Raw genomic sequence first — 18,949 nt, 5'->3', positions numbered from 1 at the left:
CCACCATCCTGCGCCGGCTCGAGCGCGAGCGCATGGACCTGCGCGCCCTGGTGCGGGCGATGCCGGACCCCGACGCCTTCCTCGCGGCCAAGCGCCAGCGCCTCGACCTCGCCGAAGCCCGGCTCGCCCCAGCTCTTGCCGCCAATGCCCGCGACCACCGTGAGCGGCTGACCCGCCTGAGCGACCGCCTTGCCCGCCGTTCGCCGGCCGTCGCCCTAGCCGATGCCCGCGGCCGTCTCGCCCGAATCGGCGAACGGCCCCGCACGGCCCTGCGCTACGCCATCGAGCGCCGCCGCGACCGCCTCGAAGCGCTGGGCGGCCTCCTCGGCGCGCTGAGCTATCGCGGGGTCCTGGCCCGCGGCTACGTGCTGGTGCGCGACGAGGACGGCGCACCGCTGCGCTCGGCCACCATCGCGGGAATGGCGGCGCGGCTGCACCTCCAATTCGCGGACGGCGCCGTCGTCGCGATCCCCGAATCCGATACAGCGGACGGGGAGGGCCACGCCAAGCGCTCGGCTCGCGGCGGCAAGACCCGCGAGCCGAAGCGGCCGGCGGCGCGCCAGGGCTCATTGTTCTGAAACGCGTCCTCAGCTTACCAGAAAGCCGGGCGCGCCTTGCCGGATACGGCACGCGCCACACCTATCCGCTCGCACCGGCACCGGGCCGGCCGACGAGGACGGTCCCATGAAGCACGGCGCGCGCAACGACATCCCCGCCGAAGTGGTCGCGATCAAGCGCGGCTCGGTGATGGCGCAGGTCGAGGCGAAGCTCGTCGGCACCGACTATCGCATCACCTCGGTGATGACCCTCGACTCTCTCGACGAACTCGACCTCAAGGACGGCGACACCGTCCACGTCATCGCCAAGGCGGTGAACGTGCTGCTGGTGAAGCCGTAGAACGCGCCTCGCATTCCCCTCCCGCGCCGCGGCCGGGTTGACGCCTCGGCCCGCCTTTGCGAACCGCGGCACGGCTCCTGCCTCCGGCGGCGGGACAGGACCCGCTGCGGCAGGAGACGCGTGTGACCACCACGATCGACAGTTCCCAAAAGCTCCACCTCGTCTTCGGCGGTGAACTGGAGAGCCTGGAGGGTGTGAAGTTCAGCGACGTGAAGGGCCTCGACATCGTCGGGATCTTTCCGGATTTTGCCTCGGCCCAGAGCGCATGGCGGTCGAAAGCACAATCCACGGTGGACAGCGCGTTGACGCGCTACTTCATCGTGCATCTGCATCGTCTGCTGGAGCCCTGATTCACCATGCGTCGGGCGAACCCTGTGCAGCGATCCGTAGGCGGCACGACCGATGCGGATGAAGGCATTGTGACGCCCGTGGCGCGCTGGTATCAGCGCCGCCGACCCGCGCCTCGCCCTCCGGGCGGCTCCCGCGACGAGAGACGCTTGGCATGAAATCCTCGATCAAGATCATCGCCGGCAATTCCAGCCGACCGCTGGCCGAGGCGATTGCGGCCTATCTCGAACTGCCGCTGGCGACCTGCATGGTGCGGCGCTTCGCCGACATGGAGATCTTCGTCGAGCTGCAGGAGAACGTCCGCGGCGAGGACGTCTTCATCGTGCAGTCGACGTCGTTCCCGGCGAACGACCACCTGATGGAACTGCTCATCATGATCGATGCGGCGCGGCGCTCCTCCGCGCGCCGCATCACCGCGGTGATCCCGTATTTCGGCTATGCCCGCCAGGACCGGCGCACCTCGGGCCGGACGCCGATCTCGGCCAAGCTCGTCTGCAACCTGATCACCGAGGCCGGCGCCGACCGCGTCCTGACGCTCGACCTCCATGCCGGTCAGATCCAGGGCTTTTTCGATATTCCGACGGACAACCTGTTCGCTGCCCCCGTGATGGTGCGCGACATCAAGGAGCGTCTGGCGCCGGGCGACCGCATGGTGGTCTCGCCCGACGTCGGCGGCGTGGTGCGCGCCCGTGCGCTCGCCAAGCGCATCGACGCCTCGCTCGCCATCGTCGACAAGCGCCGCGAGCGGGCCGGCGAGTCGGAGGTGATGAACATCATCGGCGACGTCGAGGGCCGCTCCTGCATCCTCGTCGACGACATCGTCGATTCCGGCGGCACCCTGGTGAACGCGGCCGAGGCGCTTCTCAATGCCGGCGCCAAGGAGGTCTCGGCCTACATCACGCACGGGGTGCTCTCGGGCGGCGCGGTCTCGCGCATCGCGGCCTCGCGGATGAAAGAGCTGGTCATCACCGACTCGATTCAGCCGACCCAGGCCGTAAAGCTCGCCCGCAACATCCGCGTCGTCTCGATCGCGCCGCTGCTCGGCGAGGCCATCGGGCGCACGGCCACCGAGTCGAGCGTGTCGAGCCTGTTCACTTGAGGGCCGGCAGCGCCCATCCGCCTTGCGTATTTGCCGCGCCGTAGGCCGGGCGTTCCGGTGCGCTGTACGCGCTACATCCAGGCAGGCCGGCCCCGCCAACCGAACAGCCGAACACCGCCGACGATGCAGCGCTCCGACATCATCCTCGGTCTCCACGGCTTGGCCAACAAGCCGCCCAAGGAGGAGAAGCAGCGCTGGTGGAAGGCCGCGATCGGCGAGGGCCTGACGCGCAATTGCGGAGCCGAGCCCTCCGACCTGCCCTTCGAATTCGTCTACTGGGCGGACCTGCGCTACGACACGCCGCTCGCCGAGGACAGAAACCTCGAACCCTATTACGCCGATGCGGGCACCGGACCGTTCCCGACCTCACGGGAGGAGCCCGGCGATGAAAAGAAGCTCGGCGTCACCGACTGGCTCTACCGCAAGATCGAGTGGCTCCAGGACAAGACCGGGCTGACGCCGTTCGACGACGCCCTGATCGAGTACCGCCTCGACGACCTCTGGGGCTACCTGGAGGATGCGGATTTCCGCAAGGCGGCGCGGGACCGCCTGCGGGAAGTGGTCGAGCGCCATGCCGGCTCGCGCATCCTGCTCGCCGCCCATTCCATGGGATCGCTCATCGCCTACGACGTGCTGCGCATGCTCGAACGCGACGGCGTCGCCCTGCGCGTCGAGCACTTCGTCACCCTCGGTGCACCCCTCGGGCTCAGCGACGTCCGCCTGAAGATGCAGGAAGAGCACGGCGAGCTGCGGGTGCCCGAGGGCGTGCGCCGCTGGTCGAACCTCATGGACCGCACCGACCTCGCCACCGTCGGCGAGGATATCGGCGACGCCTACGGGCCGAACGACCGGGGCGTGCGTGCCGACGACATCGCGGTGGTCAACGCCTATCGCCGGCCGAAGGGCGACCTGAACCCGCACAAATCCTACGGCTACCTGCGCACGCCGGCTTTTTCGCACGCCGTCCACGACTTCCTGAACGACGCCGAGGGCGCGTGTGCGGCGGAGATCGCGGCGGCTGTGGGCTGAGCGACACAGGGACGTCACTGCCGGGCCACATCCACACGCGAACCGCCCGGCGCGCATTGACGCACCCGGATGCCGCTGCGACAGGCTGAGCGTGACGGTTCCCGCAAGGGATCAAAAGGGAACGCGGTGAGGGGGTCTTCCCCGATGCCGCGGCTGCCCCCGCAACTGTAAGCGGCGAGTCCTCCATCAACACGTCACTGGGCGTCCGGCCTGGGAAGACGATGAGGGGGCAGCGACCCGCGAGCCAGGAGACCTGCCGTCAGTCGTGGTCACACGCGAAATGCGTCGGGCGGGGTGCCTCGATGGATGCCGGATCATAGGGCGACACGCCGTGTGAAAAGGCCTCGTTCGCGGTGACGTGCCACTGCCGTCGCCCGGACTTTTCGCCATCATGACGACCCATCGAATCCGAACATCCGTCTCGCTGACCGCCCTCGCGCTGGCCCTCGGGCACGGCCCGGCAGCCGCCCAGGAAGCTACACAAGAGGCGCTTGCGCGCCGCACCACCCTCGAAGAGATTTCCGTCGCAGGCGCGCGGCTCGTCGGCACCGGCCTCTCGCCCGACGTCGCCTGGGACCCGAAGGACGTCAGCCTGACCCGCGCCTCGCCGGTCGGCCTCAACCTGAAGACGCCCGACCGCGGCGCCAGCCGCCTCGGCCTGACCCCGCTGGAAACGCCGGCCAGCATCGACGTCATCTCCGGCGAGACGGCACGTACCCGCGGCCAGAACACCGTGACCGAAGCGGTCACCGAGAACGCCACCGGCATCACCACCGTGGCAGCGCCCGGTAACGGCAACGGTGCCTTCACCAGCCGCGGCTTCGCCGGGCCGAACTCGATCCAGCAGCTGTACGACGGCACGCGGCTGTTCGTCGGCGCCGGCACGGTCACCTTCCCGTTCGACACCTGGAACATCGAGCGCATCGAGGTGCTGCGCGGGCCGGCCTCCGTGCTCTACGGCGACGGCGCCATCGGCGGCATCGTCAACGTCGTGACGAAGAAGCCGCTGTTCACGCAGTTCGACGTGGTTCGCATCGGCGGCGGCTCATACGGCACCGCACGGCTGGCGCTGGACTCCACCGGGCCGATCGGCGACGCCGTCGCCTACCGCCTCAACGTCAGCGGCAACCGCTCCAGCGGCTGGATGACGCCCGAAGGCGAGTTCCAGAACCTCGCGGTCTCCGGTGCGCTGACGCTGCAGGCGACGCCGGATCTTTCGTTCACCCTGAGCCACGACCTCGGCTACCAGGAGCCCGCGCGCTACTGGGGCTCGCCAGTGATCGGCAACCGCGTGCCGGACTCGCTACGCTTCAGGAACTACAACGTCCGCGACGCAAAGATCACTTGGGCCGACAACTGGACCCAGCTCAAGACCGAGTGGACGCCGAGCGCGGACATCACCATCCGCAACACCAGCTATCGCCTGCAGAGCCGGCGCCACTGGCTCGACGTGGAGCAGTACAGCTTCAACCGGAACACCGGCCTCGTCGACCGCGGCGACTACCTGGAAATCTATCATAGCCAAGAGCAGGTCGGGAACCGCTTCGACGCGGCCTTCAAGGGCGATCTGTTCGGCTTCCGCAACGAGTTCGTCGCGGGATTCGACGTCAACCACATCGATTTCAAGCACACCAACAACTTCTATTTCGACAAGACCGACAGCGTACCGGTCTTCGGCGGCAATCTCGGCCTTTTTCCGCAGGACGGCCGCGCCATCCCGGCCTACGCCACCGCGACGAACCAGGCCTCGGTCTTCGCCGAGAACCGCCTGATCCTGTCAGAGCAGTTCGCGCTGCTCTCGGGGGTGCGTTACGACGCCTCGCAGCTCGACCGCGAGAACCTCCAGACCGGTGGACGCTTCGGCAAGAGCTTCGGCGGCCTCGGCTACCGCTTCGGCGGCATCTACAACCCGACGCCGGATATCGCGCTCTACGCCCAATACGCCACCGCGACCGATCCCGTCGGCAGCCTGATCTCGCTGAGCCAGTCGCTCGCAGGCTTCGATCTCTCCACCGGTCGGCAGGTCGAGGTCGGCATCAAGGGCCTGAGCTTCGGCGGGTCGCTCGAATGGACGCTCGCCGGCTACCGCATCGTCAAGAACAACCTGATCTCGCAGCTGCCCGGCACCTCGACGGTCTCGGTGCAGGTCGGACAGCAATCGTCCCAGGGCGTCGAGGCGGCCGTCTCGATCCTGTTCCCGGAGGGCTGGCGGGTCGACGCCAACGTCGCGTTGCTGCACGCGCAGTACGACGACTTCAACCAAGTGGTGAACGGCGCCACGGTGTCCTTTGCCGGCCGGCAGCCCATCGACGTGCCGGAGCAGGTCAGCAATCTCTGGCTGAACTGGGCCTTCGCGCCGCGCTGGGAGGCACGGCTCGGCGTGCAGTATGTCGGCGAGACCTTCAACGATTTCGGCAACACCGCACCGCGTCCGGCCTATGCGCTGCTCAATGCCGGGCTCGACTATCAGGTGACGGCGACCTCCCGGCTCAGCCTGCGCGGCTACAACCTCACCGACGAGATCTTTGCGATCAGCGGCAACGCGGTGAACGGGGTCAACACGAACTGGCTGCTCGGCCGTCCCCGCACGTTCGAGGTCGCCTACACCGTGGCCTGGTGAGGATGAGGCTCCTCAAGACCGGCAAGCGCTGGCTGCTGCTCGCCCATCGCTGGCTCGGCATCGTCCTGGGGCTGTTCTTCGCGCTCTGGATCGGCTCGGGGCTGGTGATGCTCTACGTGCCGTTCCCGCGCCTGAGCGAGGCGGAACGGCTCGCCCATCTCACGCCGATCGCCTGGGAGCGAGTCGCCATCGGCCCGGATACGGCACTCGCCGCGACCGGGTTTGCGGAGGCGCCGGCCGGGTTCGGCCTCGAGATGCGGGGCGCCGAGCCGGTCTACCGGATCGCGGCGGCGGACGGGACGCGGGCGACGATCTCCGCAAGTACGGGCGAAAAACTCGGGCCGGTCGGCGCCGACGAGGCGCGCGCCATTGCTGGAGGGCGCGGCAGCGTCGAAACGGTGGCGCGCGACCAATGGACGGTCACGGCCCGCTACGACCGCCTGCGGCCCTTCCACAAGGTCGCGCTCGGCGACGCGGCCGGCACCGAACGCTACGTCTCCGAAACGACCGGCGAACTCGCCCTCGACACGACGCGGTTCGAGCGCGGCTGGAACTGGGTCGGCGCGGTGGTGCACTGGATCTACCCGACGCCGCTGCGGGCGCGGGCCGATCTCTGGCACGACGTCGTCGTCTGGATCTCGGGCATCGCCTGCCTCGGTGCCGTCAGCGGCATGGTTCTCGGGATCTGGCGGCTGCGGCTGAGGCGGCGCTACCCGCATGGCGCGGTGACGCCCTATCGCGGCATGGCGCGCTGGCATCACCTGTTCGGTCTCGCGGGCGGCCTGACGCTCACCAGCTTCATCGTCAGCGGCTGGCTCTCGATGAACCCGAACCGCTGGTTCAGTTCGCCGTCCCCGCCGGCCGGTTGGCTCGCCGCCTATGCCGGGCCGGGCGCCGCCATCGGCCTCGACCCGACCGGTGTACGAAACCTCGCGACGCCCGCCACCGTGGCGATCCGCTTCACGCGCATCGGTGGCCGCTGGCTCGTCCGCGCATCGGCGGCGCAAACAACCCGCGTGGCGCGAGCCGATGGGGCAAGGCTCGACGAGGCCGAGATCGTTCGGGCGGCCACGGGTGCCGTGCCGGCATCCGCCCCGCCGGCCGTCGAGCGTCTGACGGCCTACGACAGATACTGGTACCCGCACCACGACGAGCGGGCGCTGCCGGTGCTGCGTCTGCGCTTCGACGATGCGGCGGCGACCTGGCTCCACATCGATCCCGCGACGGGCGAGATCCTGAACCGCCTCGACCGCTCGGGCCGGGTCAACCGCTGGCTGTTCTCCGCCCTGCACCGCCTCGATCTGCCGGTGCTGATCTTCAACCGGCCGGCCTGGGACGCGGCGCAGTGGATCCTGAACGCGCTCGCGGCGGTGATCGCGCTGACCGGGCTCGTGATCGGCTGGCGGCGGCTGCGGCGGCCGAGGCCGCGCTCCGTGAAACCGGCCGCATGAACGCGATTGCACGCCCCCCCGGCGAGCCTGTATAGGAGGCACTTCCCTTATTCAGCGTGAGACGGGATTCTCCGGACCTCGAGGTTCAGGCCGGAGGCAGCGGTCCTTCGTCCGCGGCACCGTGTTCTTCCGTGCTCGCGCCCATTGCCGGAGCCGACCCGATGTCCCAAGGACCGCTGATGCCGAAGGCCACCGCCGTATGGCTGGTGGAGAACACCTCGCTCGCCTTCGAGCAGATCGCCGATTTCTGCCATCTCCACCCGCTCGAGGTGAAGGGCATCGCCGACGGCGAAGTCGCGGCCGGCATCAAGGGCTTCGATCCGATCACCGCGGGCCAGCTCACCCGCGAAGAGATCGAGAAGGCGCAGAAGTCGCCGAACCACAAGCTCAAGATCGCCGTCTCGAAGGTGAAGCTGCCCGAGGTCAAGCGCACCACCAAGGGTCCGCGCTACACCCCGCTCTCGCGCCGCCAGGACCGCCCGAACGCGATCCTCTGGTTGCTGCGCAATCACGCGGAGCTTAAGGACGCCCAGGTCATCCGGCTCGTCGGCACCACCAAGTCGACGATCCAACAGATCCGCGACCGCAGCCACTGGAATTCCGGTTCGCTGCAGCCCCTGGACCCGGTGACGCTCGGCCTGTGCTCGCAGATCGATCTCGACTTCGAGGTCGGCAAGGCCGCCAAGGACCGTCCCGCCACCGTGCCGGCCGAGAGCGGCCCGACCCTGCTGCCGACAGAGGTCTCCACCGCGCCGAAGGCCGAGGACGAGGAGATCAACGAGAGCGCGGTGTTCGCCAAGCTCAAGGGCATGCAGCGCCCGCACGAGGAAGACGACGAGGACTAGATTTTTCGTGTCTTTCACGGAATCGGACGGGGAGACGGCGTGCCGCTCCCGGTCCGGCATTGTTTTTCAGGGATGAGCGGTCGCCAAAGCCTTCGGGATGCTGGATAGTGCCTGTTCGATCACCGTGATGATCGGGCATCCGAGGGCTGCCCATGGCCGGCACCGAGACCGACACCAAGCCGGCCTCGACACCCCCTCCCGTCGGGACGAGCGGCCCGGCGGCGAACGCGGCGCTCCTGCGGAACGGGGAGGGCGCGTATCGCGGGCCCGTCACGCTCGCCGACTCGCTGATGGTGGAGGCCGGCTGGCCCGCAGCTAATTTCGAGACCACCGGACCGAACCCGCCCTACCTGCATATCGGCCGCAAGCTCTGGGTGACGCTGACCGAGTGCGAACCCTGCTTCTCGTCGGCGCGCCGCGACCGCGGGCTGTTTCGCTCGAAGGTCTCGATCGCCGCGCATCTCGAACGCTACGACGAGCTGATGGTCGACCCGATCGCCTTCGAGGAGTGTTTCGGGCCAGGCGAGGGCACCGAGGCGACGTTTCCGTTCGGCAGCTGGCTCACGATCCGCGACGTCGGCTTCGGCGGCATCGCCCTTTGGGGGCGTCGCAGCGGCGAGGTGATGCTGCCGCTCGAGCCCCTCGCCGTCGCCTCGGCGGTCTGGCTTCGCCGGATGGCCGCGCCGTAGCGCATCCGGCGTCGACACGAAAAATCCCGCCGAGGACGAGCCCGGCGGGAGCGCACCGTGTTTCCGAAGCTTACGGCTTCGGCGTTTCGGCAGCCTTGGCGGCGTTCTCTGCGGATTTCTTGTCCATCGCCGCGGAAAAATCCTCGGGCGACTTGTCGAGGTAGTCCGCCAGCGCGCTCTGGAACTTGTCCCCTTCCTGCGCCGTCGGACATTTCGGTCCCTCGGTCTTCATCCCCTCGCGCAACTGGGCTTCGAGCGGCGCCATCTCCGGCTGCAACGCGGCGACCTTGGCGTCGACGCCCGAGCGCTGCTTGCCCGTGGTGGACACCTCGCACTCCTTCATCGTGCGCTGGAGAATCAAGCCGAAGGCATAGGCCTGGATCCGCGCCGCCGGGGGAATCGCGGGTGCGGCTGCCGGCCCCGGAGGCGGAGCCACGACCGGGGCGGCGGCGACGGGCGCGGGAGCCGCGGGAGCCGGTGCAGCGGCCACCTTGGCCGGGGTCGCATCGCAACGGCGCAAAGCCTCGTAGGCCTGCGGAAATCCCGAGATGTCGAACTCCGCGTCGCCATCCTCGAAACGCAGGGTGATCGTCTTGGCCGAGAGCAGATCGGGCACGATGGTGTCCGGGAACGGCGCGGTCAGCGTCTCGGCATTGCCGGCCCAACTCACCCCCTTCTTGAGGATCTTCTTGCCGGCCAGCAGCGTCGCCTTGACCGTCTCGCCCTTGTCCCAGCTCCAGGGCTGGTAGACGAGGGCGAGGGCGGAGTTCGACCCGTCGAGCGCAAAGACGATGCCGTTGATGGCGTTGTTGTCCTCTTTGTCCTTGTAGGTCTTGCTGATCAGGCAGGGATTGGCGCTGGTGTCGCCAACCGTGCGCTCGACCTCCCAGTCCTTGACCATCTCGAAGGGTTCGCGCTCGGCTGCATGGGACGGCGCGACCGCAAGGGCGGGGAGAAGGCCGGCAGTGAGCACCGCCGCGCGCAGGAATGACGTCATCGTCCGCTCTCGGAAAAGATTCGCCCTCGCCGGTGCGGGATGCAGAGGCTGAATGCGCTGCCCAGCGTTAGCGCGAACCCATGCCGCTGCACAGGATTCGGGGGCGGTATTTTCGAGTGCTCGGTAAACACCGCAGGGCCCGAACGCAGTTCTTCAATCCGGAATTGCCTTACCGGCCGCCAAGACAGTCTCGGACGGATATGGCACCGGTGCCGACTCTGAAAATCCGCAGGCGAAGAGCCCGGCCGCCATGTGCGCGTGCGGCGGCGCCGCGATCCGGATCGGAGGCCTTTTCGGGTAGAGCGGAAGTCCAAGCGAACGGGCGTGGAGCTGCAGGCCGGGTCCGCCCTGGCGCGGTGCGGTGCCGTAGATCGTGTCGCCCCGGATCGGCCAGCCCATCGCCGCGCAGTGGACGCGGAGTTGATGCGTACGCCCGGTCTCGGGCGACAGTTCGAGCCAGGCGCCGGCGCCGTCCGGGCTGCGGCCGAGCACGCGCCAGCGGGTCAGCGCCGGATCGCCGGCCGGGTCCGGCTTCATCCACCAGGAGCGCGGATCCTCGGAGCGCTTGGCCAACGCGAGGTCGATGACGCCGCTCTCGTCCTGCGGGGCGCCCTCCACGATCGACCAGTAGGTTTTTTCGACACGTCCGTCCGCAAACAGCTTGTTGAGCCGCGCCAGCGCCTTCGGATGCCGCCCGAGAACGAGGCAGCCCGAAGTATCGCGATCGAGCCGGTGCGCCGCCTGCGGCCGGCGCGGCAGGCCGAAGCGCAGGTCGTCGAGGCGATCCGTCAGCGTAGGACCGCCCTTCGGCCCGGGATGGACGGGCAGACCCGCGGGCTTGTCGATGACGAGCATCAGGGCATCGCGGTAGAGGAGGGGGACGCCTATGTCAGTCGGGATCATGGAGCCCGGCTAGAGCCCAGGGCCGGCGGGAGCAAGTACGGATGAGTCGAGACGAGAAGCCGGGCTGGTTCGGCCGCCTGTTCGGGCGCAAGGGCGAGACGGCGGAGCCGGAAACCGAGGATCGCGTCGAGACGCCCGAGGCGGCCTCGCCGGCCTCCGACTCCGAAGGGCAACTCGACTTCGCCACAGGTGCCGACGCCGTCGCCCAGGTGCCGATGCCGGCGAGCGAGCCCTCGGCCGACGACGCGGACAAGAATCAGGTCCCCGACGAAATCGAGGGGGCCGACCTGCAGCCCGGCCTGGAGCCGAACGCGTCGGCGTCCCCCGCCGCGCTCGACCTGACGCCTGTCGCCATACCGGACACGACCGAAGCCGAGGCGCCCGAGCAGAAGCGCGGCTGGTGGACCCGCCTCACCTCCGGGATGAAGCGGACGTCGTCGGCCCTCTCCGACCGCGTCACCGGGCTCTTCACCAAGCGCAAGCTCGACGCGGATACGCTCGAAGAGCTCGAAGACGCGCTGATCCAGGCCGATTTCGGCGTCGAGACCGCCATGCGGATCTCGGAGGCCGTGGGCAAGGGCCGCTACGAGAAGGGTATCTTGCCGGACGAGGTGCGGTCGATCCTCGCCGCCGAGGTCGAGGCTGCGCTTGAGCCGGTGGCCAAGCCCCTCGTCATCGACACGGCGAAGAAGCCGTTCGTGATCCTGATGGTCGGCGTCAACGGCGCCGGCAAGACCACGACCATCGGCAAGCTCTCCTTGAAGCTGAAGGCCCAGGGCCACAGCGTGATGCTCGCCGCCGGCGACACGTTTCGCGCGGCCGCGATCGAGCAGCTCAAGGTCTGGGGCGACCGCACCGGCACGGCGGTGGTCAGCGGCGCACAGGGCGCGGATGCGGCGGGGCTCGCCTTCGACGCGCTCAAGCGCGCCACCGCCGAGGGCACCGACGTCCTGCTGATCGACACTGCCGGCCGGCTCCAGAACAAGACCGGGCTGATGGCCGAGCTCGAGAAGATCGTGCGCGTGATCCGCAAACACGACCCGGAGGCCCCGCACGCCGCGCTCCTCGTGCTCGATGCTACGGTCGGCCAGAACGCGCTGAGCCAGGTCGAGCTGTTCGCCCAAGCCGCGCCGATCAGCGGCCTCGTGATGACCAAGCTCGACGGCACGGCCCGCGGCGGCATCCTGGTGGCGCTCGCGGCCAAGTTCGGCCTGCCGGTGCACTTCATCGGCGTCGGCGAGGGCGTGGAGGACCTGGAGCCGTTCGCGGCCCGGGACTTTGCGCGGGCGATCGCGGGGTTGGAAAAGGATTAGGGGAGGGCGGAGGCGACGTCGGTCTTGGAGAAGTCATTGCCCTTAAAGAGAAGCGGTGCGTTCAGCCTCTTGGCAAGCGCGTAGGAGAAGCAGTCGCCAAAGTTCAACCCGGCCGGGTGGCGGCCTTTACCAAAGCGGACGAAGGCGTCGGCGGCGATTTGCGCCATTCTTTGATCCACGGAGACGACTTCGATTGATCGATCCGTCAGCCAGCGATCGAAATCGGTGATGCTGCCGAAACGAGACAGCAGCACGATGGAGCATTCGAGGTAGGTCCCAGCGCTGATCGCAAACCGATCCGGCTTGGCGAGCACCGCCGAGAATGCAGCGGCGTCCGGTTCGGCAAACGAGATTGCGACGACGGCCGAGCTGTCGACGACGATCAAGTGGGCAATCCGTTCTCGTCGTATCCCAGGATTTCGTCCGGTGTACGCGGATCGGTGATGGGCCGTGCGTTCAGGCGCAGGCGAAACTCCTCGTCGATCCTGAGGCCTTCCGCGATCCGGCGGGCTCGATCTTCGTCGAGCCGCACCCGCTCCATGCGGAGCGCACCGAGCAGCACGTCCTCGCGTGGGAGGCCGGTGCTCGTTTCGAGCTCCGTCAGCAGGGCCTCGATCTCGTCGTGCTCGAACCGGACGGTCATGGTTGGCCTCTCGTCGCTGCCGCGCGTCGTGCGCCACGTCGCTAGGAATGCCGTGCCACCTGTCTTACATGCCGGCGGGCGAACACGCCACGATCGGCCCCGCGCACAGGCACATCTCCTTGGCCATCACCGTCGAACCCGTTCCCCCGCGCCGCCATCTGCCGCCGCTGCTCAAGCTGGTGCTGGAGATCGGGCCGCTGATGATCTTCTTCTTCGGCAACGCCTATGCCGAGCGCTTCGGGGTCGCCCCCGACCAGAAGCTGTTCGTGGCGACCGGGGTGTTCATCGTGGCCACCGTGATCGCGCTCGGCGTGCATTACGCGCTGATCCGGCGCCTGCCGATCATGCCGCTGGTCTCGGGTGTGGTCGTCGTGGTGTTCGGTGGCCTGACGCTGGCGCTGCAGGACAAGACCTTCATCATGATGAAGCCGACCATCGTGAACAGTTTGTTTGGCTTAGTGCTCCTCGGGGGCCTCGCGTTTCACAAGTCGCTGCTGTCGGTGGTGCTGGATTCGGTGTTCGCCTTGACCGAAGAGGGCTGGCGCAAGCTGACCTTCCGCTGGGGGCTGTTCTTCCTCGTCCTGGCCGTGCTGAACGAAGTGGTCTGGCGAACGCAGACGGAAGATTTCTGGGTCAGCTTCAAGGTGTTTGGGATCATGCCGCTGACGGTCGTCTTCGCGCTCGCGCAGACGCCGCTGCTGATGCGCTACGAGCGCAAGGACGCGGCGAAAGCGTGAAGCGTCAGTTCGCCGCCGCGACCGTCGCCGCCGCCCGCAGCTTCGTCAGAACGGCGGAGTAGTTCTCCGGCGTGACGATGCCGACCAGCTTGTCGCGGATGGTGCCGTCGGGGCCGATGATGAAGCTTTCCGGCACGCCGTAGACGCCGAAATCGATTCCGACCCGGCCGGTCGTGTCCGAGCCGACGGCCGCATACGGCACGCCGTTACGCTCCAGGAATCGCCGTCCGGCCGCAGGCGTGTCCTTGTAGTCGATGCCGACGACGCGGATGTCGGGCTCGCGCGCCATCCGCATCAGCATCGGATGCTCGATCTGGCAGGGCGCGCACCAGGACGCGTAGAAGTTCACGAGCGTCACTTTGCCCTTGAAGTCCGCGCTCGATAGGCCCGGCACCGGCCTGCCCTCGGCCGTCAGCTCGGCCACCGGCGGCAGCTGGAAAGCCGGAGCCGGCTTGCCGATCATCACGGTGGGGATCGCAGCCGGATCGGCGCCCGAGCGCAAGCGCATGTAGAACACCACGGCGAGCACCACGAACGTGACCAAGGGCAGGATCACCAGCAGCGAGCGGCGCACTGGCGGCGCAGTGTCCGCGCCCGTCTCGCTCACGAGCGTCGCTCCCCGGTTCGAGCCTCGAAGACGGCGAGGGCCCGTTTCTGAGCGCGCTGGTCGAGCAGCGCGGCGGCGACGAGGCCGCCGACCACCAAAGCGGTGAAAGCGTAGGCGCCGACGATGAAGCCGGCATGCGGTCCGAGATCCATCATGGCTGTCCTCAGGCGCCCTGGCCGACGGGCATGGAGCGCGCGGGCTTCACCATCGCGACGGAGGCGGCGCCCGAATCGAGCCGCTCGGCTTCCCGGATGGTCAGCACCCTGACGCGGCGACGAAAAATCTCGGTGCGCATGGCGTAGAGATGCAGCGTCACGCCGAGCAGGGTGAAGGCAAAAATCATCTCGAGCAGCGGGTAGAGCATCGAGGGGTCGATGGCCGAGCCGCCCATGCGCATGATCGAGGCTGGCTGGTGCAGCGTGGACCACCAGTTCACCGAGAACTTGATGATCGGCAGGTTCACCGCGCCGACGAGGGTCAGGATCGCGATGGCGCGGGCCGCCCTGTTCGGGTCCTCGATGGTCCGCCAAAGGGCGATGATGCCGCAATAGATCAGGAACAGCACCAGCATCGAGGTCAGGCGCGCGTCCCAGACCCAGTAGGTGCCCCACATCGGCTTGCCCCAGAGCGAGCCTGTGACGAGGCAGATCAGGGTGAAGGCGGCGCCGATCGGTGCGGCGGCCCGCTGCGCCACGTCGGCCAGGGGATGGCGCCACACCAGTGTGCCGATCGCCGACAGCGTCATCGCCCCGTAGAAGAACACCCCGAGCCAGGCCGCCGGGACGTGGATGTACATGATCCGCACCGTCTCTCCCTGCTGATAGTCGGGCGGGACGACGAACCAGGTGAGATACAGGCCGACAGCCAGCAGCGCGGCCGAAAGCCCGGCGAGCCAGGACATCGCAGGCCCCGTCCATCGCAAGAAGTGCCCGGGATGGGCGAGGCGGTTCCAGAGAGCGGTCCACATGCCTCGCTGTTTACCGGACTGTGCGGTGCAGCGGCAATGCGAAGGATCGGCGCGGGAGCACCAAGACCGCTCCCGCGCCGATCACGTCCGAGCGATCACGCAGCAGCGATCACACCTGTCCGTGTACGAGGTCGTGGATGAAGCCGAGTTTCTTCATCACATCCGGGGCCAGCACGAACGGATAGAGGTCGCGCTCGCCCATGGCACGGCTGACGCTGTTCATGGCGAAGACGAAGGGCAGCCAGGCGTCGATGACCTGCTGGGCCGATGCGGCCGCGTAGGGATCGAAATCGATCCGGGTCGCGAAGTCGCCCCGCGCGTCGAGCAGCGGCTGTACCTGCATGCCGAAGGCCGAGGCCATCTCCAGGGTGTCGACGATGTGCAGGTAATGCGCCCAGGTCTCGGCGAAATCCTCCCAGGGGTGGGTGGTGGCGTATGAGGAGACGAAGTGCTCCTGCCAGTCGGACGGCGCGCCGTTCTCGTAGTGGCGCTTCAGCGCCTCGCCGTAATCCTGCGAATCGTCGCCGAAGATCGCGCGGCAGGCCTCGAGCTTGCCGGCATCGCGCACCAGCAGGTCCCAGTAATGGTGGCCGACCTCGTGGCGGAAATGGCCGAGCAGGGTGCGGTAGGGCTCGCCCATCTGGCTGCGGCGCTTGGCCCGCTCGGCGTCGTCGGCCTCGATCAGCGCGATGGTGATGACGCCGTTCTCATGGCCCGTCATCACCTTCGGTCCGCCCCCGGGCGGCGGCTCGGCGAGGAAGTTGAAGACGAGGCCGTGCTCGGGATCGTCCGCTCGCGTCGTCAGCGGCAGGTTCCAGCGCATCAGAGCGTAGAACAGGCGGTGCTTGGCGAGTTCCATGTCGCGCCAGCGGGTGAGGTTCTTCTCCTCCGTCAGGTCCGGCACGGTACCGTTATGGCGGCAGGCGACGCAGAAGGCGTCGGTCGAGCCCGGCGGTACCAGCCAGTTGCAGGCGTCATGCGCCGCATTGGTGCAAAAGAAGCTCGGCCGCTGCGGCGCGGCCAGCGGGCTCCAGGTGTCGTTGCCGGCCGGCTGCAGCGCCGAGAGGGTGCCGGTCTCCGGCAGGTAGGCGAGCCGATGGCCGCAGCGGCCGCAGGTCCGATTCTCGAAATAGACGATGTTGCCGCAGGACTGGCACTGGAACAGCTTCATGGGGAGTCTCGCACGGATGGCCGCCTTGGCCGTCATTCATCCCCGCATCAATGCCGGACGGGCGCGGACGTTCACCGAAAAAGCCGAACGGAATCAGGATTTTGCGTCGGGAGCCGGGGAACCGCCCGAATTGCTCAAGCGATGGGCAGCCGGCCGTGCATTTCGGCCCTACGGGCTGAACTCCGGCAGGACGACCGCGTTGGAACAGTGTCGCCACATCCTGCCCGGACGGCACCCGACCATGACCGTGCAAAGCCTTCTCTGCATTCTGGTTCTGGCACCGCTCGTGCCGACGCTCGCCTCGGCCGAGACCGCGCCGGATCGCACCGGGACCGGCGGCGGCCCGCGTTCGACGATCACGGCTCCGTACACGACCGCGACCGGCGTCACCAAGCCGCCGGGCGCCGAGGAGGGGCCGGCGACCCCGGCCGAACGGCGCGACCTGCAGCGGATCGAGCGCGAGAACGACAGGATCGACAGTGGCATCTGCGACGGCTGCCGCAAGTAGGTTTTCAAGGTCGATCAGCGGACGGAGACGATCCTGTATTTTCTGATGACGATCCTGACGTCAGTGCTGGCGGTGTTCGGCATCCGCGGGCCGCTCGAAGAGAGCACCTATCGGGTGACACGCACACTCGACCGCGGCGTCGAGATTCGCGTCTACGCGGCGCGCTCGGCCGTCGAGACCGGAATGGTGAGGGAGGGCGACAGCGACGCCTTCCGCCGTCTCTTCGCCTACATTTCCGGCAGCAACCGCAACGGTACGCGCATCGCCATGACCGTGCCCGTCGAGGCGACCGGCCAGCGCATCGCCATGACGGTGCCGGTGGAGCAGGACGCGGCCCACATGCGCTTCTTCCTGCCGACCGACCTGACGGGCGATCCGCCGGCGCCGACTGATCCGAAAGTCGGCCTCGTCACCGTGCCCGAGCAGCGTCTCGCCGTGCTGCGCTTCACCGGCCGGGCGACAGAGCGGGCGCGAAAGAAGCAGACGGTGCGGCTCCTCAAGGTACTCGCGGAGGCGGGCATCGCGGCGGAGGGTGCGCCCTTCTTCATGGGCTACGACCCGCCGTTCACGATTCCCTTGCTGCGGCGCAACGAGGTTGCGATCCGGCTTCCTGCCGCGTGAACGTCGTCAGGCGCGCCGCACAGCCGCCGCGTCGAGGCTCTTCACGAAGGCGGAGGTGACGCTGCGGAGCACTTCGACCTGCTCGCGCACGGCCGTGGTTGAGGCCTGGACCTCGCCCGCCACCGTGGTGGTGGTGCCGAGCACCAGCGAGACCGCGCCAACATGCTCGGCAGCCGAGCCGGCCTCCCGCACGGTGGCGTGGACGTTCGCGTCCATACTCGCCATCGCCTCGCGCTGGCGCGCGACGGCGTCGACGATGGCGCCCGTCGCCCGCTCGATGTCGGCGATACGGCCGGCGAAGGCGTGCATGAAGGCGACCGATTGCTCGGTGGCGCTCTCGACGTCACGGATCTGCGCCGCGATCTCCTCGGTGGAGCGGGCGGTCTGGCCGGCGAGGTTCTTCACCTCCGCCGCGACCACGGCGAAGCCTCGGCCGGCCACGCCGGCGCGGGCAGCCTCGATCGTCGCGTTGAGGGCGAGCAGGTTGGTCTGTTCGGCGACGGAGCGGATCGTCGTGATGACCGAGCCGATGCGCTCGACGGAATGCGTCAGCTTGCCGACGGTCTCTTCCGTGCGGCGAGCCTCGTCGGTGGCCGCGCGCGTCACGGCGCCGGTCTCGTCGAGATGGCGGCCGATCTCGTCGGCGGCGTGGGTGAGGTTGCGGCAGGTCTCGGCGATCTCGCGGATGGTCTCGCCGGCCCGGACGGAACTGTCCGTGGCGCGGCCGGCATCGCGGGTGGTGCGGTCGGCGAAGCGGCCGAGGCCGGCGGCGCTGTCGTCCATCGCACCGAGCGCACCCTCGATGGTCTCGACGACGCCCGCGACCGAGCCGCGGAATTCGCGGACCTGCTCCTGGAGAACCCGGTTGCGCTCGGCTTCGCGCCCGGCGCTGTCGAGGGCCCGGGCCTTCAGCGCCTCGGCCTCGTCGAGGTCGCTTTCGCTGCGCCGGAGCGCGTCGCTCGCGGCGACGCCCATCTGCAGACGCACCACCAGCCAGACCAGCACGGCCGTCTGCGCGACGAGGATCGCCGCGTGCAGCATCACCCTGTCGATGCCGCCACCATCGGGGAAGACGAGGCTCGGCAGCGCGAGCGAGAGGCCGAGATGGTGCACGGCGACGATGCCGGCATAGGCGAGCAGCGCCCGCCAATCGAGCCAGGCTGCGACCACCGCGAGGCAAGCGAAGAAGTACATGTGCAGGTCGATCTGCAAGGCGCGGCCGGTGCCGTCCTGCTTGAATATCGCCACCAGGATCGCGATGAGACCGGCGAGCGCCATGCTCGACAGGATGCGGGCGGGCGCTCCCGTGAGATCGCGGCGCGCGAACAGCGTCGGCGGGACGACCAGGGCGAGACCGACGAGCGCGACGAGGGCAGTGGAATAGACGTCGCGCCAGGCATTGGCCGCGAGGATGATCGCGAGGTTGAGCCAGAGGAAGCCGATCAGGGCCTTGCCCGAACTCGCACGGAGCCGGTCGAGGGTCGAACTCTGCATCTGGGTCTCG

At 68.4% G+C, this 18,949-nt stretch carries 22 protein-coding genes and 1 riboswitch; of the genes, 13 read left to right on the top strand and 9 right to left on the bottom strand.

All coding sequences use genetic code 11. The annotated features are described in order from the left end of the window. The 9 genes from FV217_RS14795 to FV217_RS14755 form a co-directional block, all read left to right on the top strand. Positions 1–578, top strand: a 578-nt coding sequence (locus FV217_RS14795) for an exodeoxyribonuclease VII large subunit (RefSeq protein ID WP_281407171.1), incomplete at its 5' end; no start/stop codon positions are given. A gap of 106 nt (positions 579–684) precedes the next feature. Next, complete coding sequence (locus FV217_RS14790; protein ID WP_147817939.1) at positions 685–897, top strand: TOBE domain-containing protein; 213 nt, start codon at positions 685–687, stop codon at positions 895–897. A gap of 122 nt (positions 898–1,019) precedes the next feature. After that, positions 1,020–1,247: a DUF4170 domain-containing protein gene (locus FV217_RS14785; protein ID WP_147817938.1), complete on the top strand. Its 228-nt coding sequence runs from the start codon at positions 1,020–1,022 to the stop codon at positions 1,245–1,247. A gap of 152 nt (positions 1,248–1,399) precedes the next feature. Then, positions 1,400–2,344 carry a ribose-phosphate pyrophosphokinase gene (locus FV217_RS14780; RefSeq protein ID WP_147817937.1) on the top strand — a complete coding sequence of 315 codons (945 nt, stop codon included), beginning with the start codon at positions 1,400–1,402 and terminating at the stop codon, positions 2,342–2,344. Between the two features lie 123 nt (positions 2,345–2,467). Further along, positions 2,468–3,373 (top strand): lipase family protein, encoded by a 906-nt coding sequence (locus FV217_RS14775; protein ID WP_147817936.1) that lies wholly within the window; start codon positions 2,468–2,470, stop codon positions 3,371–3,373. 78 nt (positions 3,374–3,451) lie between these two features. Then, positions 3,452–3,649, top strand: a riboswitch (cobalamin riboswitch). A 115-nt stretch (positions 3,650–3,764) separates the two neighbouring features. Beyond that, the gene (locus tag FV217_RS14770) at positions 3,765–5,993 is read left to right on the top strand and encodes a TonB-dependent siderophore receptor (RefSeq protein WP_147817935.1); all 2,229 of its coding nucleotides are present in this window, start codon (positions 3,765–3,767) and stop codon (positions 5,991–5,993) included. A 2-nt stretch (positions 5,994–5,995) separates the two neighbouring features. Next, entirely contained in the window at positions 5,996–7,444 is a 1,449-nt protein-coding gene (locus FV217_RS14765) for a PepSY domain-containing protein (protein ID WP_147817934.1), read from the top strand. A gap of 161 nt (positions 7,445–7,605) precedes the next feature. Further along, complete coding sequence (locus FV217_RS14760) at positions 7,606–8,289, top strand: cell cycle transcriptional regulator TrcR (protein WP_147817933.1); 684 nt, start codon at positions 7,606–7,608, stop codon at positions 8,287–8,289. A gap of 146 nt (positions 8,290–8,435) precedes the next feature. Then, entirely contained in the window at positions 8,436–8,978 is a 543-nt protein-coding gene (locus tag FV217_RS14755) for a hypothetical protein (protein WP_147817932.1), read from the top strand. Positions 8,979–9,048: 70 nt separating this feature from the next. Here the strand turns inward: FV217_RS14755 and FV217_RS14750 are convergent, their stop codons facing one another. Then, on the bottom strand, positions 9,049–9,975 hold the full coding sequence (locus FV217_RS14750) for a hypothetical protein (protein WP_147817931.1): 927 nt from the start codon (positions 9,973–9,975) through the stop codon (positions 9,049–9,051). A 153-nt stretch (positions 9,976–10,128) separates the two neighbouring features. After that, entirely contained in the window at positions 10,129–10,878 is a 750-nt protein-coding gene (locus tag FV217_RS14745) for an RNA pseudouridine synthase (RefSeq protein WP_147817930.1), read from the bottom strand. Between the two features lie 41 nt (positions 10,879–10,919). Between FV217_RS14745 and ftsY the strand changes: the two genes are divergently transcribed. After that, positions 10,920–12,191 (top strand): signal recognition particle-docking protein FtsY, encoded by a 1,272-nt coding sequence (gene ftsY, locus FV217_RS14740; protein WP_147817929.1) that lies wholly within the window; start codon positions 10,920–10,922, stop codon positions 12,189–12,191. Here the strand turns inward: ftsY and FV217_RS14735 are convergent. Together FV217_RS14735 and FV217_RS14730 are read right to left on the bottom strand one after the other, a co-directional pair. Next, on the bottom strand, positions 12,188–12,574 hold the full coding sequence (locus FV217_RS14735) for a type II toxin-antitoxin system VapC family toxin (RefSeq protein WP_147817945.1): 387 nt from the start codon (positions 12,572–12,574) through the stop codon (positions 12,188–12,190). The two genes, ftsY and FV217_RS14735, sit on opposite strands and share 4 nt — an antisense overlap. After that, positions 12,574–12,834 carry a type II toxin-antitoxin system VapB family antitoxin gene (locus tag FV217_RS14730; RefSeq protein WP_147817928.1) on the bottom strand — a complete coding sequence of 87 codons (261 nt, stop codon included), beginning with the start codon at positions 12,832–12,834 and terminating at the stop codon, positions 12,574–12,576. The genes FV217_RS14735 and FV217_RS14730 overlap by 1 nt, the downstream gene beginning before the upstream one ends. Before the next feature lie 125 nt (positions 12,835–12,959). Here FV217_RS14730 and FV217_RS14725 point away from each other — a divergent pair, with 125 nt between their 5' ends. Then, positions 12,960–13,571: a septation protein A gene (locus FV217_RS14725; protein WP_147817944.1), complete on the top strand. Its 612-nt coding sequence runs from the start codon at positions 12,960–12,962 to the stop codon at positions 13,569–13,571. A gap of 4 nt (positions 13,572–13,575) precedes the next feature. Here FV217_RS14725 and FV217_RS14720 read toward each other — a convergent pair whose 3' ends face one another. From FV217_RS14720 to FV217_RS14705, 4 genes are all read right to left on the bottom strand, one after another. After that, positions 13,576–14,178 carry a DsbE family thiol:disulfide interchange protein gene (locus FV217_RS14720; RefSeq protein WP_238231666.1) on the bottom strand — a complete coding sequence of 201 codons (603 nt, stop codon included), beginning with the start codon at positions 14,176–14,178 and terminating at the stop codon, positions 13,576–13,578. After that, positions 14,175–14,330 (bottom strand): heme exporter protein CcmD, encoded by a 156-nt coding sequence (gene ccmD / locus FV217_RS14715; protein ID WP_147817927.1) that lies wholly within the window; start codon positions 14,328–14,330, stop codon positions 14,175–14,177. Before ccmD ends, FV217_RS14720 begins: the two co-directional genes overlap by 4 nt. A gap of 11 nt (positions 14,331–14,341) precedes the next feature. Further along, positions 14,342–15,145, bottom strand: coding sequence for a heme ABC transporter permease (locus tag FV217_RS14710; RefSeq protein ID WP_147817926.1), 804 nt, complete (start codon positions 15,143–15,145; stop codon positions 14,342–14,344). A gap of 109 nt (positions 15,146–15,254) precedes the next feature. Then, the gene (locus FV217_RS14705) at positions 15,255–16,316 is read right to left on the bottom strand and encodes a putative zinc-binding peptidase (protein ID WP_147817925.1); all 1,062 of its coding nucleotides are present in this window, start codon (positions 16,314–16,316) and stop codon (positions 15,255–15,257) included. A 241-nt stretch (positions 16,317–16,557) separates the two neighbouring features. Here FV217_RS14705 and FV217_RS14700 point away from each other — a divergent pair, with 241 nt between their 5' ends. Then, positions 16,558–16,824: a hypothetical protein gene (locus FV217_RS14700; RefSeq protein ID WP_147817942.1), complete on the top strand. Its 267-nt coding sequence runs from the start codon at positions 16,558–16,560 to the stop codon at positions 16,822–16,824. Between the two features lie 45 nt (positions 16,825–16,869). Then, positions 16,870–17,445: a heme-binding protein gene (locus FV217_RS14695; protein ID WP_147817924.1), complete on the top strand. Its 576-nt coding sequence runs from the start codon at positions 16,870–16,872 to the stop codon at positions 17,443–17,445. Positions 17,446–17,451: 6 nt separating this feature from the next. On the opposite strand, the gene FV217_RS14690 is transcribed toward FV217_RS14695, so the two are convergent. After that, positions 17,452–18,939: a methyl-accepting chemotaxis protein gene (locus tag FV217_RS14690; RefSeq protein ID WP_187272572.1), complete on the bottom strand. Its 1,488-nt coding sequence runs from the start codon at positions 18,937–18,939 to the stop codon at positions 17,452–17,454. Positions 18,940–18,949: the final 10 nt, after the last annotated feature.

Origin of the sequence: Methylobacterium sp. WL9 (genome assembly GCF_008040035.1) — a bacterium.
Classification (GTDB): domain Bacteria; phylum Pseudomonadota; class Alphaproteobacteria; order Rhizobiales; family Beijerinckiaceae; genus Methylobacterium; species Methylobacterium thuringiense.
The sequence above is the reverse complement of the archived record's forward strand: the minus strand, read 5'-3'. Positions and strand labels throughout refer to the sequence as shown.